Origin of the sequence: Flavobacterium sp. GSP27 (genome assembly GCF_003970395.1) — a bacterium.
Lineage (GTDB): Bacteria > Bacteroidota > Bacteroidia > Flavobacteriales > Flavobacteriaceae > Flavobacterium.
This window is the reverse complement of the sequence record NZ_RYDP01000007.1, coordinates 97,573-114,053: the sequence shown is the minus strand read 5'-3', so window position 1 is coordinate 114,053 and position 16,481 is coordinate 97,573. Positions and strand designations below refer to the sequence as shown.

8 protein-coding genes and 1 pseudogene are annotated in these 16,481 nt (G+C 33.6%); 2 read left to right on the top strand and 7 right to left on the bottom strand.

What is annotated here, in order from left to right; all coding sequences use genetic code 11:
* Positions 1-33: 33 nt before the first annotated feature.
* Positions 34-1,011: a polyprenyl synthetase family protein gene (locus EKM05_RS08220; protein ID WP_126458881.1), complete on the top strand. Its 978-nt coding sequence runs from the start codon at positions 34-36 to the stop codon at positions 1,009-1,011.
* Between the two features lie 335 nt (positions 1,012-1,346).
* Here the strand turns inward: EKM05_RS08220 and EKM05_RS08215 are convergent, their stop codons facing one another.
* The 4 genes from EKM05_RS08215 to EKM05_RS08200 all read right to left on the bottom strand — a co-directional run bounded on the left by EKM05_RS08215 (position 1,347) and on the right by EKM05_RS08200 (position 9,710).
* On the bottom strand, positions 1,347-2,918 hold the full coding sequence (locus EKM05_RS08215) for a SusD/RagB family nutrient-binding outer membrane lipoprotein (protein ID WP_126458884.1): 1,572 nt from the start codon (positions 2,916-2,918) through the stop codon (positions 1,347-1,349).
* A gap of 10 nt (positions 2,919-2,928) precedes the next feature.
* The gene (locus EKM05_RS08210; RefSeq protein ID WP_126458887.1) at positions 2,929-6,048 is read right to left on the bottom strand and encodes a SusC/RagA family TonB-linked outer membrane protein; all 3,120 of its coding nucleotides are present in this window, start codon (positions 6,046-6,048) and stop codon (positions 2,929-2,931) included.
* 595 nt (positions 6,049-6,643) lie between these two features.
* Positions 6,644-7,726: a response regulator gene (locus EKM05_RS08205; RefSeq protein WP_126554533.1), complete on the bottom strand. Its 1,083-nt coding sequence runs from the start codon at positions 7,724-7,726 to the stop codon at positions 6,644-6,646.
* Positions 7,713-9,710, bottom strand: a complete 1,998-nt coding sequence (locus EKM05_RS08200; RefSeq protein WP_126554531.1) for a PAS domain-containing sensor histidine kinase — start codon at positions 9,708-9,710, stop codon at positions 7,713-7,715. Before EKM05_RS08200 ends, EKM05_RS08205 begins: the two co-directional genes overlap by 14 nt.
* A gap of 307 nt (positions 9,711-10,017) precedes the next feature.
* On the opposite strand from EKM05_RS08200, the gene EKM05_RS08195 reads away from it, so the two are divergent.
* Complete coding sequence (locus tag EKM05_RS08195) at positions 10,018-10,803, top strand: response regulator (RefSeq protein WP_126458896.1); 786 nt, start codon at positions 10,018-10,020, stop codon at positions 10,801-10,803.
* Positions 10,804-10,933: 130 nt separating this feature from the next.
* Here the strand turns inward: EKM05_RS08195 and rlmB are convergent.
* The 3 genes and pseudogenes from rlmB to EKM05_RS08180 all read right to left on the bottom strand — a co-directional run bounded on the left by rlmB (position 10,934) and on the right by EKM05_RS08180 (position 16,442).
* Positions 10,934-11,664 (bottom strand): annotated as a pseudogene (gene rlmB / locus EKM05_RS08190) (23S rRNA (guanosine(2251)-2'-O)-methyltransferase RlmB).
* Between the two features lie 69 nt (positions 11,665-11,733).
* Positions 11,734-13,173, bottom strand: a complete 1,440-nt coding sequence (locus EKM05_RS08185) for a SusD/RagB family nutrient-binding outer membrane lipoprotein (protein ID WP_126458899.1) — start codon at positions 13,171-13,173, stop codon at positions 11,734-11,736.
* Positions 13,174-13,184: 11 nt separating this feature from the next.
* Positions 13,185-16,442 carry a SusC/RagA family TonB-linked outer membrane protein gene (locus tag EKM05_RS08180; protein ID WP_126554529.1) on the bottom strand — a complete coding sequence of 1,086 codons (3,258 nt, stop codon included), beginning with the start codon at positions 16,440-16,442 and terminating at the stop codon, positions 13,185-13,187.
* Between the last annotated feature and the right edge of the window lie 39 nt (positions 16,443-16,481).

Genomic DNA, 16,481 nt, shown 5'->3' with positions numbered 1-16,481 from the left:
AATGGCAGGTTAATAATGTACCTTTGAATTCTAATGAATGTGACCTCTAAAATTAAACAGCCCATTTTTGATGAAATGGAACTTTTTGAAAAAAAGTTCTACGAATCGATGACGTCTCAAGTGGCTTTGTTGAATAGAATCACGTATTATATTGTCAATAGAAAAGGAAAACAAATGCGTCCCATGTTTGTTTTTTTGACGGCCAAAATGGTTTCGGCAGGAGTTGTAAACGAGCGTACATATCGCGGCGCTTGTGTTATTGAACTTATTCATACCGCTACATTAGTTCATGATGATGTAGTAGATGACAGCAACCGCAGAAGAGGTTTTTTCTCGCTAAATGCGCTTTGGAAAAATAAAATTGCCGTACTTGTTGGTGATTATTTGTTGTCCAAAGGATTGTTGCTTTCTATAGACAATGGTGATTTCGATTTACTCCGAATTATTTCCGTAGCAGTACGTGAAATGAGTGAAGGGGAATTACTCCAAATTGAAAAAGCCCGAAGACTTGACATTACAGAAGATATCTATTATGAAATCATTCGGAAAAAGACAGCTACACTTATTGCTGCCTGTTGTGCTCTGGGAGCAAGATCAGTAATTGAAGAGGAAGTTCAGGTTGAAAACATGCGCAAGTTTGGAGAACTCATAGGCATGGCTTTTCAAATAAAAGATGATTTATTTGATTATACGGAGGAAGCTATTGGTAAACCAACCGGAATTGACATCAAAGAACAAAAGATGACATTGCCACTTATTCATGTTCTGAATACGTGTACTTCAAAAGAAAAAACGTGGTTGATCAACTCCATAAAAAACCATAATAAAGATAAAAAACGCGTCAAAGAAGTGATTGCTTTTGTGAAAAACAATAACGGATTGCTTTATGCGGAACAAAAAATGGTCGAATTTCAGCAAGAAGCCCTTTTGATTTTGGATAACTATCCCAATTCTGAATTTAAAGAGGCACTTATTTTAATGGTAAATTATGTCATTGAAAGAAAAAAATAACTTTTTTTAAAATTATTTTCTCTCGTTAACTATCCATTTTATTAATTTTTTTAAACCTAAAATTTTGGCAGTGTTTTTCTTTTTAAGAACTCTTGCTGCGTTTCAAACTTGCAAAGGGTTTAGTTTTTAAATGACAGTCTTACTTTGTCTTTTTTTTATAACTTACGCAGTGGATTGGAGGACATAAGCACGGCATGAGCCGAATTTGATAGTACGGAGCGTAATTCAAATAGAAAGCTTAATCTGTGTCAAAGGAACTTAAAAAAAACAGTAGCAAACATTTGTTTACTACTGTTTAAAAATTATTTTTTTATTTAAAAAAAATTAAATGAGAATTAATTTTTGTCCCAAATCAATTTAGTGGTTAGTAAATCACCACCTATATTAGAGGATGCTTGTTGATAATTTTCGCCGTTTAACTGAGGGGAGTTCACGGGATAATTAAGGCGACTTGGCATTTCTGTCAAATTGTTTAAAGCTTTAAAGGTATAGGTTGTTGCACCTTCAAAAGGATTATTCAAGGCATAAGTACCGCCTGGTTTCAAGATTGTATTAGGGAATCCAGTTCGTCTGTGTTCTGACCAGGCCTCTGTAGGCTGCATGTAAAGCGCTATGTATTTTTGAGTCAATACATTTTCTTTTGATGGTGGTGCCAGGTTCGTTAAGTAGGTACTAATTTTAGCTGCTGTGACTCCCCAACGTTCCATGGAAGCTCTTACGCCATTGGTGTAATTTGTATTGTTCCAATTGTTATTTTCGGCCAATAAAAATTCAACTTCCGCATATTCCATAAAGTATTCAGTATAATTAGTTTTAAGAATATTAGAACTAAATCGCGATGTATTAGGTAACTGTGATGGTGCTGATGCACTAGGAATTCCATATGGCATTCCGATATATTGGGCTAAATCATCAGTTTCTGTATACAAGTTGTTACCCACATCTTCTAAGGATGCAGTTATTGGAGCTGCATATTTTTGCAACCTTGGATCCGCACTATTGTTTCCTAAAGTTCCTTTTAATAAGTCTACAAAAGTATTAGAAATCGTAAAATCATCTCTGTTGTTTATAAAAAAAGCAATATAGAGTGGGCTAGGATTGATGGCATCATTTTGATAAGTCAAGCCAACATTATCTGAATTTGAAAGCATAACGCCCGAAGCGATTGCATCAGTAATGTGACCTTCGGCACCAGAAACAACTCCTTTTACTCTGTTTGCTATTCGTAAGCGCAGGGAGTTAGAGAATCTTTTTAGTTTTTGAGCATTTCCCTGAAAAAGTTGATCCCCTCGGGTAAAAACTACTTCAGTAGCTACAATCATTTCAGAGGCTTCTTGTAATTCTTTTAGAATATCAGCATATATTTTTTGCTGACTGGCATATTTGGGTTTCAGAATGCCTTTTTCTAATTGCAAAGCTTGAAAATCGGCATCACTATTTCCGTAAGAGTAATAAGGGACATCACCATAGGTGTCTACTAATTGAGAAAAAGTATACGCCAGCATTATTCTTGCCGCAGCTATTTGATTGTCATTATTTCCATAAGATGACATTTCAGCTCTTGTTGCAGGATCTACATTCAAATCTATGACTAACTTATAATTATTGGCAGCTAAATAATAGGAGTTGTATAAAGCAGTATTGGTTTCCTGTCTGAATTGGAAGCGATCCTCTTCTGTGTAATTTGTCTGTGCCGAATATTGAACCCATGGTAAAGTCATTCTAGCAGAAGAGAATGGGCCTCTGGTTCCGTCCATAATGGCTTTATTGGCAAAGTTGAATACTCCATAGCTAGGTACGGATACCGGTCTGTTTGGGTCATTGTTGATTTCTTCTAAATCAGCGGTGCAGCTTGTGGTTACAAGTATAGCAATAAATGCTAAGGCAGATATGATTCTTTTTTTCATGATTTTTTTATTAGAATTTAAATTCCAGGTTCATTCCGTAGGTTCTGGTAGAAGGCAATGAACCTCCTTCGATACCTTGTGTATTGCCACTTCCGTATGAAGCCATTTCTGGATCCATTCCTTTCCAGGCCAATCCCCAAGCAAATAAGTTTCTTCCATAAACAGATAGTTTAATACTGCTAAAAGGACTTTCTTTTTTGATTGGCAAGTTGTATCCAAAAGATACTTCTCTTAATTTGATGTAATCAGCATCAAAAACATTTTGAGCATCTACAGTGTTGTAATGTGCTTGTGCCCATGTTCTTGCAGGAATATTTTGTGTATTTTGTGTTCCGTCAGCCAAAACACCATCTACAACAATTCCATTTTCTCTTATTCCGTTTGCTGCAGAATTTTCAAGCATTCCAGAATAAGTTCCCCACATGTGAGTAGTAGAGAAATAACTACCACCTTTTTGAATGTCAATTAAAGCACTCAAGCTAAAGTTTTTATACCGGAAAGCATTTCTTATTCCCATGTTGTAATCCGGTATAATAGATCCGAGTGATTTTTGTTCAGAGGCTACGTAATTTCCATCTGCTCCCACTAGCTTGTTCCCATTGTTGTCATATACAAAGTCAGTTCCGTAGAGTTGACCGTATTTTTGACCTACAACAGCTAATAAACGTGCTCTAAAAGGCCCTTGTGCTAATTGTAAACTCGTTACATCTTCGAATAATTCGACTAATTTGTTGTCATTTTTAGCAAAGTTCCAAGTGATGTCCCAGTTGAAATCTTCAGTTCGTATCGGGTTAATGTTCAAGGTAGTTTCGATACCTCTGTTTTGTAATTTACCTGCGTTAATCAGTTTAGAGCTAAATCCTGTGCTCGTTTCTAATTGTATCGGTGTAATTAAATCAGTTGTAATTACGTCATAATAGGATACGTCTAAATTTACTCTTTTTTTGAATAAACTGAATTCCAGACCAATTTCTTTAGTAGTTTTCAATTCAGGTACAAGATCAGCGTTATTAGAGCTTAAAGCCGTACTATATCGTGGATCACCTTGAAAAGGAGAATAAACGTCAATATAATTTTGAAGACGGTAAGGTGATGTGCTGTTTCCGGCTTGTGCCCAACCTGCTCTTAGTTTACCAAAATCCAACCAATCAATATCAGTCAGTTCAGAAAAAATAAAACTACCCGTTACCGAGGCGTAGTTTACGGATTTGCTAGTGGTACTAAACCAGTCATTTCTATCCGTAACTTCAAGAAATAACATGTTGTCATATCCCACCGAAGCAAAACCATAAAGACTATTAGTGGTCATGAATTGTTGCTCATTAGTAGCTAGAGCTTGTTCAGAACTGTTGGATAAGTTATACAATCCTGGCAATACTAATCCTCCTACAGACTCTCCGCGAATGGAGTTGAAGGAATAATTTCTTCTGTTTGCACCTAAAAACGAATTAACACTAAATTTTCCTATTTTTTTGTCAAAATGGACTCTTCCTTCATAATTGAAATCACTTAAAGTTCTGGTTTGATCCGTATAACTCGATTGAGCCTGTGAGCCTATAGCGACTCTTTCACTTACTCTAAAAGTATAAGTGTCAGCATACACATTTCCTACTACATATAATTCATCAGTGATGTTATATGTCAATTTAGCGTTTCCAAAAAGACGGTTTCTTTTGTCTTCGGATGTATTTTCATTGATGGTCCAATAGGCGTTGTCAGAATAATTAGGTGTAGCATCGTCAAAACCTTTTCTGTTCCAAGTTCTTTGGTCGCCATTGGCCAGTTTGTAATCCTTTAATTCATTGTAGTCCAATTGTCTTTGTCCCCATTGAAAGAATTTTTGTCCTAAACTATTGTCTCCATATCCTTGTTCGGGTCTGTTAAAACCTTTGGTCAAAGTATAGGTAGCCATAGCTTCTACTTTTAATTTATCCGATATTTTAGTACTCGCATTAAAAGAGAAGGTGTTTTTGGACAGTCTGCTATTTGGAACGATTCCGTCTGTACTTTGGTTCGCATAGGCAACTCTGATATTAGAATCTTCGGTTGCTTTCATGAAAGAGATCGAGTTGTTGCGTGTTACACCAGTTCTAAAAAAAGAACGAACATCGTTAGCAGGTGCAACCCATGACCTTTCTTTTAGAAAATCATTAGAAAATTCAGGATCAAAAGCATTCCAGGGAAGGTATTTTAAATTGGGATCGTATTTAGGTCCCCAGCTTTCATCTGTTCCATAATCAGGAACGTTGTATGTGGTTCCGTTTATGTTAGCTGTTCCAAAAGTAGTTGAATTACCACCACCATAAGAGTTTTGAAGGTTTGGCATGATGTTGATCGATTCGAGAGTGATTCCACTGTTGAATTCGATTACACCTTTTCCTTTTTTAGCTGATTTTGTAGTGTACAAAATGGCACCGTTACCGGCTCTATTCCCGTAAAGTGCGGCAGCAGGACCTCCTTTTAATACCGTAACGGATTCGATATCGTCTGGATTAATATCCGCAGAAGCGTCTCCATAATCCCTACCTCCGGCTCCTCTTTCGGTATTGGAGTCGTTATAATTACCATTGTCTAAAGGAATACCATCTATCACAATCAAAGGTTTGTTTTCTCCGGTTACGGATCCAATACCTCTCATGATAATTCGTGAAGAGCCTCCCATTGTTGATGGTGCAACTACTTGAACCCCTGCCACATTTCCAGAAAGAGCTGATACTGCATTGTTTTGACCACCTTGAGACAGTAAATCACCGCCTACTTCCTGAGTTGCATATCCTAGTGATTTTTTTTCTCTTTTGATTCCAAGGGCTGTAACTACAACACCTTCTAATTGTACAGCATCATCTTTCAGTTTGATTGTCAAATTAGTTGATGAAGCTAAGACTTCTTTACCGATCATTCCAATGTAGGAAAAAACCAGCATTTGTTCTGGTGCTACCATGATTTGAAATTTACCGTCAAAATCAGTCTGAATTCCGTTTGTGGTTCCTTTAACCAGAATGTTAACTCCTGGAATTGGTAATCCGCTTTCGTCGGAAACCAACCCGGAAACCATTCTTTCCTGAGCAAATGTAACTTGCGAAATCAGTGCTATTGCCAGCACCAAAAAGCTATTAAACATTAATTTCATATTAAAATATTTTTGAATTAGATTTTCAAAATTCTTAATAAATTCTTAACATTCCTAATTAAAACCTATTAAATATTAACGATAATTCAATATATTGAACAAATACTATTAATTATTCAATTTTTTTATTCAAAATAAATTAAGTATAATTGTGTTTTTTATCATAAAAAAGCACCTATTGATCTCAATATTATGATAATTTTTTGCGGATGCTTAATCTAGATATTATATATGGAAATGGAAGGAGTAGTTAAATATTATTAGTTTTTTTGCTTCGAAAAAGAACGGTATTTGGCACAGTTATATTACTAGGATTGAAAAACTGATTTGTATGAAGATACCTAATTAATTAATAATTAGGGCTTTATTTTCATACTGCCTTGGAGATTGCAAGTAACGATACTTATTGCGCTTTTTTTTTAATAATATCGAAGTTTTAAGTACTAAAGATGTCTTTGTCTTGTTTTATTTATCCTAAAAAAATACAGTATTAAATCAAACAAAAATACGAAAGAGGTTAGGTAGTTTAAACAGATTTAGCGGACACTAATGGTCTTTTATTAGTTGAGAAACTGCAGGATGCTTGTTATGTGTATCAGCAATTAGAGTCTAATGGAAGGAATATTTTAATGGTAGTGCCTTCATTCTCTTTTGAAACAATACTGAAAACACCATTTATTTTTTTTATAATTGTTTTGCTTAGATAAAGGCCCATGCCTAATCCCTGTTGTTCTCTCTCTTCTCTTTTGAATTGTTGCGCAGCACCAATTTTATTTAATTCAGCAGAACTAAACCCTATGCCAAAATCTTTAATAACCAGTTCATAGTATTCCTCATTATATTTTTGGCCGGAAACAATAATTGTAGGATCCTTTTTAGAAAATTTCAATGCATTATCAATTAATTCAAATAGGATGAATTTTAAGTGTCTTTGACTAATTTTTATAGTAGCTTCATCTATTTTGAAATTAATTGTATTGTTTTTTTTATCATAAATCTCAAAAATTTTGCTTGTAGTATTTACAAATGTCGTCGCTATTTCAGTTTTTGACTGGTGATCAAACTCGATTGTATTGTTTTTAAGATTTTGATAGAGTATTAAGTTTTGCATTGTTCTGTTTAATCGTTCTCCAGAGACCCTTATTGAATCATAAAATGTAGCGATTTCATTTTTTTTATAGTTTTCTGTAGCATCCATGAGCAATTCTATTGAACCTAAAATCCCGGAAAGAGGGGTGTTTATTTCATGTGCAAAATGATTTTTTTTGCCAATATATAAATTATTATTGGCATTCTTTATTTTTTCAAATCGTTCTATTTTTACATCTATTGTTTTTATTAACTCTTTGATTTTAAATGGTTTTGATAAAAAATCATCAACGCCTTCTAACAGGCATTTTCTCATCAAATTATTTTCTTTTTTTGCTGTCAGAAAAATAAAAGGAATGGGGCTCAAAGATTGGTTTTCTGAGATTGTTTTATGGAATACATGTCCGTCCATTACGGGCATCATTATATCGCATATAATTAAGTCAGGAATCCAGTATTCTAGTAGATCTAAAGCGTTTTGGCCATTAGAGGCAACTTTTACCTCGTAATTTTCATACCTTAGAAGTTCAGCAATGGTCTCTCTAATATTTGGGTCATCATCAACTAAAAGGATATTATTTTTTTTCATAAGGGAAAATTAATTTTATTCGAGTTCCAATGTTTTCTTGAGTTTTTAGTTCTATTTTACCGTTTAAAAAATCTGTAAATTGTTTTACAACTGCTAATCCTAATCCGGAACCAGTTATTGCCGTTGTATTTGAAGCTCTAAAAAAGGATGTAAATACATATTGAATATCATTTTCGGGAATTCCAATTCCAAAATCAATCACCTCTATTTCTAGTTCTTTTTCTAAATAGGTTATAAGGAGTAAAGGGTCTGGTTTTCCTTTGGAATATTTAAAGGCATTATTAATTAGATTCGTTAGAATGTGAGTCATTAAGATTTCATCTGTAATAAAAAAATGTTTTTCACCTTTTATTTTTACTTGAATTTTGCGTTTGTGATGTTGATTATTAAAATAAAGATTTAATAAGGAGTTAATGAATGTATTAAAATCTAGAACTTTTATTGTTTTTTGAATTTTTTCCGATTCGTATTTTCCAAAAATTAATATGTTGTTCATTAACTCGATCATTCGATCTACTTCATTTTTTATTCGTAACGTTATTTTTTCTAAGGATTGGTGTGTGTTTTTGTCAAAATGATCTAATTTAAGCTCAATGAGTTCCGCATTGGAATAAATAACCGTCAAAGGGGTTCTAAATTGATGAGACGCCATTGTAATAAACCTAGATTTCATTTCGTTAAGTTCTTTCTCTTTTTCAAATGCTATCTTGATTTCTTCGGTGGCTTTAATTCTATCGCTGACATCTCTACTGGAAGTTTGTATACCAATGATTATGTTTTCATGATTTAATATTGTTTTTAAAGTGGTTTCCAGCCATATATAGGCATTGTCTTTTTTTCTAAAACGAGACGTTACCGTTTTGTTTTTACTGCAATTAAGAAACGCTTTATAATAATTCAACATGTCTGTATGATCGTCAGGATGGATGTAATCAAATATTTTTTTGTTTATTAATTCATCAGGTGTATATCCTATTATTTCTTTTGAAGAATTTGAAATATAGTAATAACTTCCGTCCATTTTTTGTTGACAAATTATATCGGTTGTGTTTTCTGCAATGAATCTAAATTTAGCTTCGGACAACTCTAATTGGTTTTCTTTTTCTTTAATCTCACTAATATCAGTATGTGTTCCAATGACTTTTGTCGGCTTTCCTTTTTTATTTTTTTTAAGTATTCCGGAATATTTTATCCATATTATATGTCCATCTTTATGAATCATTCTTGAAGTTCCTTCATACCGATTTAATTTTTGCGTAACAAAATATTCTAAATCGATTGCAATTTGAATCATGTCCTCTGAGTGAATGCTTTTTTGCCATAATTCTTTATCTTGTATGATTTCTTCTTCAGTATATCCTAACATTCCTTCCCAATTATGAGAGTAGGTTGTTTTCTTAGTTTTAATATTCCATTCCCACATTGCTTGATTTGAACCGGCCATGTAAAAATCAAATCTTTCCAAAGTTTTTTTTAATTTTATATTAATTTTATCTTTGTAAAGCCTGTCTCCAATATTTTTAGCAACTGTGTGTAAGGTTTTAATTTGTTCCTCTTGCCATTTTCTTTCCTCTTTGCATATGGTGTAGCTGATCCAGCCCCAGAATGTAGTTTCCGAAAATATAGGGGTAAATAGATAGGATTTTATTCCTTTTGTTTCCATATATTTTTTAGAAATCACATTTTTATTGTCTCTGACAAGACCATGCAAAGACTTGTTTTTTGATAATATTTCATAAAGTTCTGAAAAATTATCGTAATTATGGTCGTTTTGATTAGGATTGTTAATTTCATTATCTGGTCTTTTATTGACAGAATGAAAGGTTATTATGCCGTTTTTTGTTTTGTTCTTATAAATAGTATAGCTGTCGATTTGTTGTTCTTTGGCAATGTCGCTTAAGTATAAGTCTAAGGCGTCATTTATGGAGTGTTTTTTTAATACAGTATTAGTGACTTTAGAAATGTTTATTAAGAGATTTTTCATCAATCTAAGACGGTTTTATTTATTTGATTTTTTCAATATAATAAATCAATTTTATTAAGACTAATTTATTTCTAATAAAGCATACGCCTTTCTGTTGTATGCGCAAAATTATTTTATCAGATAAAAAAATAATTGTAATTCAATCGGTCTCTTTTGTTAGATTTTTTAGGTGTAATTGCTTCATTTGCGAGGTGTAGTTCTTTAATCATAAATAAAGATATTTTAATTTTAATTTATATGAATACTAGTCCTAATGATTTAAAAAATAATAACAATAATTTAAAATAAAAATAGTTAATTTAGGTGCATGATAAATCAAAAAAGCGGAATAGTATTGATTGAAGATGATGTAGCGCTTGGCAACTCAATCTCGGAGTTATTGAGCCTGAGTGGTTTTAATGTGAACTGGTTCAAAGACGGTATTGATGCACTGTTATACTTAAACAAACACATACCCGATATTATTATTAGTGACTTGATGATGCCTAATATGAATGGAGAAGATTTGTATTTTAATATAAAAAAAAATGGCAAACTAAACGCAGTTCCATTTGTAATAATCACTGCTAATATAGACGATAGCGTTCAGTATAAGCTACTTGAAAACGGAGTCAATGATTTTATAGTAAAGCCATTTAAGGTTAGAGAGTTAATTTTTAAAGTCAATAATTTACTTGAATTCAAAAATAATATAGAAAAAAAATTCAAACCAGATCCGTTTTCAAAAGTTACTATAAAATTATCTGAAAAAGATTTTCTTACGAGTGTAAATGAACATTTGTTGAATAATTTGAAATTGAATGTTGATATAGATGAATTGTCCAAACAGCTTTTTATTAGTAAATCAACTTTAGATAAAAGAATCAGAAAACTGACAAATAAGAACATCAGCCAATATATGAGAGAGTTTCGATTGGATTACGCCATTAAGCTGATCCATCTTGGAGAAAGAAACATACAGTTCTTGGTTCATGAAACAGGATTTAATTCATTTTCATATTTTACCACTAGTTTTAAGTTATATAGTAATCTGACGCCCAGAGATTATATAAAATCCATCCATAATGACAGTAAATTGCTGGAGAATAACTAAGAAAATAAGGAATAATTAATTGTTGTGTTTTTTTAATTTATTAATAAAGGTCTGGACTTTTTACAAGTAAAAAAAATGAATTTACCGAAGTCATAACTCTTCTTTAGAAGAGGTTGTTACAATAAAAATTCTAAGATCGTTGTCTTGTCGCTTCACATAAGAAAGTACCACAGGCTACCGAAATGTTTAATGATCTAATGGTTCCAAACCATTGGAAGTTTTGCTTTTTTATCAACAATTTCAAGAAACGAAGGATTTACACCACGATCTTCAGATCCTATAATAATCGCTACGGGTTCATTAAGTAAAATGTCATATATATTGATCTGTTTTCTCAATGGCCGCAACGTTCTTTATACCAGTAGCCTGCAACAAAAAAATAGTGTCTTTGATGCGTCCTACTGTACAAATAAGAATATTAAAAACGGCGCCTGCAGATGTTTTACCTTATCATCGTTTATTGGTGCTGAACCTGCTTTTTGAACGATGATTCCATTTACTCCTGTACATTCGGCCGTTCTTTTGATAGCACCAAAATTATGGGCATCCGATATTTACCAAAATTAATAACAAAGGTTTCTTTCCATTCTCTATTACGGATTCAATCAAAGATTCTAATTCAAAAAAGGAAATTGTCGGGATAGTTGCCACCGCACCTTGATGATTGTTAGGAGTCAATCTGTTTAGTTTTTCAACTTGAACACACGAAAAGTTGATGTTTCTGCGCTTCATCACTTTCATTAAGTTTTACATTAGTTTGCTTCTTGCTTCCTTTTGAATATAAACGTTGTCTACTGTTGCACCCGCTTATATAGCTTCAATTATCGCTCTAATCTCAAATATTTTATGTTCTTTTTCTATCATGCAAAAGATATAAAAAAAAACCACCCCAAAAAATGGGGTGGTTTTAATAATTGAATTAAGTGATAACTAGAATTTATCCCAGAAAAGTTTTGTTGTTTGTTTATCACCTCCAATTGCGGCAGATGCAGCAGTATAGTTGGCGTTATTTAAATTTTGTTCATTAATAGGGTAGGTGTATCTCGTTGGAACTGGATCTTCAGATACTGCTGGTAAGTTAAAGCCAGGGAAATCATAACTTCTCCAAGCAGTCCATGCTTCGTAACCTCTGTTATACATAGCTAACCAAAGTTGGGTGCCAATTTTTACTCTCCAAGTTCCTTGTGCTGTGGCATAATTTACTTTAGTACTTAATAAATAATTAGCTGCATTTGGAGCTCCCCAATAGTCAAATGATGCAGTAATACCTTTATTGTAAAAATCAGCAGCTGTAGCAGGTGTTCCTGATATAGAGCGCTCCGCTGCGTCCGCTAAGTAAAAGCAAACTTCTGAATAATCTATTAACGATGCTGGATTAGTTGGGTCTATTACTCTTGCGCTTACATGAGTGTAAGATGAAAAAGCATTATTATCACCATAAGGTCCGCCTTCGTAAACACCTGCCCCTTTATTTTGATCGAAGTAAAAAGGTCTTCTAGGGTCATTAAGATCATTCATTTTATCCACTAATGTATTAGCAATAACAAAATCCGATCTTCCTGATTGTACTAAATCAACCCAAACTGGATTAGTATTGGGAGTAGCACTGGAATAAGCTAAAGCAGCATTATCGGCGTTTGATGTGAATACTCCACCACTAACAGCCGATTTAATTGCAGCAGTTGATTGAGCAGTCATTGCCGAAACATCCGCAACTCTTACTCCCATTCTTAATAACAATGAATTACCGAATTTTTTCCATTTAGCTGTATTTCCTCCGTAAATATTATCTGCTGCTCCAAAACCGGTGTTAGATAAGTTTGGAATTGTAGCAGTTAAACGAGTAAGCAAATCGCTGTAAATTGTCGCTGCGTCATCATATTTGGGTAATACGTATTTACCTGCATTCAACGCTTGAGTATATGGAATGTTTCCAAAAGTTTCAACCATTTGCGCCCAAGTATAAATTGCCAAAATCTCAATTTGAGCATTTCTTGTTTTTCTGGTAGCCTCTGATATTGCAGTATCTGCATCATTATTTGTTTTTGCAGTTGCTAAATCCAATAAAACATCTCGGTACATTTCAGACCAGTGGTTTTGTGGGATATTACGAGTATTGAAATCATAATTGGCTTCATCTACATACGTTGTTTCAGTCCAATGTTGACCTAACATCCTAAAGATATTTGTATTTACATTGGTGCTGGTCATCTGATCGAACAAACTCTTGGTCGCAGCATTGAATAAAAAATCTGAACTAACCTGAGTAGGGTTCTTTGGATCTCTATTTTTATCTTCATATTGGTCGTCAGATTGACATGATACCATTAAAGTAATAATAGTTAATGTTGTTAATATTATTTTTTTCATAATTTAATTTTTTAAAACTGTAGTTTAAGACTTGCTCCGACTTCTCTTATTGATGGATAAGCTCCCGATTGGTATCCTTGAACATTTCCAGAACTTAGACCAGCTTCAGGATCTGAATATGGAGTATTTTTATCAATAATCCATAGATTTCTTCCAATTAACGATACAACAATATTAGTGAAAGGAGAATTTTTTAATGTTTTAGTACTAAAGTTATAACTTAAACTTGCCTCACGTAACTTCACGTAACCCGCATCATAAACATGAAGTTTATTAGGGGCTCTAGCGTAGCCCCAAGCTGTTGTATATACACTTCCATTAGCTCTAACTGCATTTGGTGTTCCATCAGGAGCCGCACCTGGTAAAATAAATCCACCACTATTAGCTCCATAGTTTCCTGGTGTTCCAACAATTGGATCTCTAACAGGGTTGCCTAATTCATTATTGGCAGCTGAGAAATCATACATTCCTGTCGCATAACCATACCATGTGTCAAGGGAGAAAACATCTCCACCTTTTTGCATGTCAATTAAGAAGCTTAAATTGAAATTTTTGTATGTGAAACTGTTGTTAAGGCCTGCTTTCCAATCAGCATTGATATCTCCAATAACTATGTTATTTGCACCTGTTCTTTGATACGTACCAATTCTAGATCCGCTTCCTGTCTGGTTAACGATTGGTTGGCCATTATCAGCATAAATAAAATCACTACCTCTGATGGTTCCGTAAGGTTGTCCAGGGGTAGCATTAATAGAAACGCCACCTTGTAATGAAGCTAATTGTAAATTTTCAATACCGTTCAATAATTCAACAACTAAACTCTTATTTTGAGACCAGTTCAAATTTAAATCCCATCTGAAATCATTTGTTTTTAGTGGTGTTCCATTAATCTGGACCTCAAGTCCTTTGTTTTCGATTGTTCCAGCATTTAAAACTGCTGAATTATATCCTGTAGCCGTTGATAATGGAATACTTGTAATTTGATTGATATTTAAGTCATTGTAATAAGACACATCAAATCCAAGACGTCTTTTAAAGAAAGTCATTTCTAAACCAAATTCATAACTTTTTTGTCTCTCTGGTAAAAGGTCCAAATTATTTTGAGCACCAGGATTTGAAGCAATACCAGTTCCGTTAAATGGAGTTCCAATATCGAATGTGTTGAACACACTGTATGGTGTCGTGTCGTTACCTACTTCAGCGTAATTAGCTCTTAATTTACCAAAGGATAACCAGTCTACATTAATATATTTAGAGAAAACTAAACTTCCAGAAACGGAGTAATAGCCGTATCTGTTATCTTGTTTTGGTAAATTTGATGAACGGTCACTTCGGTAACTTCCTTCTAAGTAAGCAAAATTATCATAACCTAAACTAGCTCTTATGTAAGCACCGTCAACCATACTACTTGCTTCATATTCTTGCGGTGCAAGAATTGGACTAACACTGTTTGAAAGTGAATAAAGACGCGATTTGTTTAAACCTCCGTTAGTAGTTGCAAAAATACTGTTTCTAATGTTGTTTCTAACATTATAACCTATGTTGCCTTCTAAATTTAATTTTTCAGTTAAATCTTTATTGAAGTTTAACATTAAATCGTAGTTGTATTCTGATACATTATTATTGTTTCTTGAATATTTAGATACGTCTGCACTTCCAACATTTGTTCTTTCCTCTTGTAATTCACTGTAGGTGTCAAAAGAGAATCTACCCATTATGCTCAACCAATTAGTTAATTTATCATCTAATGCTATATTACCAAAGTATCTTGATCTTGTATCTGTTTGATAATTTTCATAGAATGTCCAATATGGATTATCTGAATAAATGGGTTTTAAATTAGTAGAAGAGTTTGGATTCCAAGTGATGTTCTCTCTTGTAAGTAAATAAGCAGCTTTTTGTTCGTCGAAATCAACGTTCATTTGATTCCATTGTCTAAACTGTTGCATTACGTTTGTAGAAGAATAACCTGTACCATTTCTCCCTTTTCCATCAGTTTTGATAAAATTAAAACTTGCAGAAGCTTTTAATTTTTCAGTTAAATTATGAGTTCCTGAGAAAGAGATTGTATTTCTTTTAATACCACTGTTTGGTAAGTTGCCTTCTTGTAATAAGTTGGTAAAACCTAATCTAAAAGAACTTTTATCATCCCCGCCATCTAATGAAACAGAGTTTACAGCAGTACTTCCAGTACCCCATACAGAATTTGGAGTTGCTTTACCAGCAACCCAAGGAGTCGCTTTTCCGAAAGTTTCAGTTAATTGAGGATAAATAGAATTCCATTGGTAAATTAATAACGATGGGTTAAATGCTGCTCCATAAGAAGCATCTTCAGTAAAAGGAGTTGTTAAATCATCAACACCGTCTCCGTTAACGTCAGCCAATCCAAAATATCCATCAGCGGAGTCATAATAAGGACCATATCCAGCTCCGTATTTATTTTGATATCTAGGCAAAGTTTCTTTGTCTGCTCTCCCTAAAGTTAAACTCGAACTAATAGTGATTCCAATACCGTTTTGACTCTTCCCTTTTTTAGTAGTGATCATTACAACACCATTAGAGGCACGAGAACCATAAAGTGCAGTTGCAGCAGCTCCTTTTAAAACATTAATAGATTCAATATCATCAGGGTTGATATCGGATGCAGCATTACCGTAGTCATATCCACCTCTACCAGCTTGTTGATCCCTTGTGTTTGAGTTGCTGTTATCTATTGGAACACCATCAACTACAAATAATGCTTGATTATTTCCTTGTATTGAGTTATTTCCTCTGATAACTACTTGTGTGGACCCACCTAAGTTTCCTGAAGTTTTAATTTCTAAACCTGCAACTTTACCAGATAGCGAGTTTACAAAGTTTGAACTTTTTACTAGGGCTACAGCGTCACCTTTAACTTCCTGAGTAGCATAACCTAGAGATTTTTTCTCTCTTTTAATCCCCAAAGCTGTTACAACAACACCTTCAAGCTCCATGGCTTCACTAGCTAATTTAACCTTTAGGTTTGTAGAACTAGCTGCTACTTCTTTGGTTTTCATCCCAATGTAGCTAAATACCAAGACTTGGCTTGGTGTTGCTCTGATGGAATATTTCCCATCAAAATCAGTTTGTGTTCCAGTATTTGTTCCTTTCACTAATACACTCACGCCTGGTATTGGCAATCCTGCATTATCAGAAACAACACCTGAAACAGATCTTTCTTGCGCAAAAGTAAGCTGCGCCATAAGTACTACAAGTAGTACAAAGAATCCATTGAACTTTAGTTTCATTTTATAAATATTTTGAATTAGTTTAGCAAATCTCTTAAT

What these genes read in the sequence shown, in the direction of transcription:
- EKM05_RS08215 (WP_126458884.1), bottom strand. Translation starts at nt 2,918, where the DNA reads ATGAAAAAAAGAATCATATCTGCCTTAGCATTTATTGCTATACTTGTA.
- EKM05_RS08220 (WP_126458881.1), top strand. Translation starts at nt 34, where the DNA reads ATGAATGTGACCTCTAAAATTAAACAGCCCATTTTTGATGAAATGGAA.
- EKM05_RS08180 (WP_126554529.1), bottom strand. Translation starts at nt 16,442, where the DNA reads ATGAAACTAAAGTTCAATGGATTCTTTGTACTACTTGTAGTACTTATG.
- EKM05_RS08195 (WP_126458896.1), top strand. Translation starts at nt 10,018, where the DNA reads ATGATAAATCAAAAAAGCGGAATAGTATTGATTGAAGATGATGTAGCG.
- EKM05_RS08205 (WP_126554533.1), bottom strand. Translation starts at nt 7,726, where the DNA reads ATGAAAAAAAATAATATCCTTTTAGTTGATGATGACCCAAATATTAGA.
- EKM05_RS08185 (WP_126458899.1), bottom strand. Translation starts at nt 13,173, where the DNA reads ATGAAAAAAATAATATTAACAACATTAACTATTATTACTTTAATGGTA.
- EKM05_RS08210 (WP_126458887.1), bottom strand. Translation starts at nt 6,048, where the DNA reads ATGAAATTAATGTTTAATAGCTTTTTGGTGCTGGCAATAGCACTGATT.
- EKM05_RS08200 (WP_126554531.1), bottom strand. Translation starts at nt 9,710, where the DNA reads ATGAAAAATCTCTTAATAAACATTTCTAAAGTCACTAATACTGTATTA.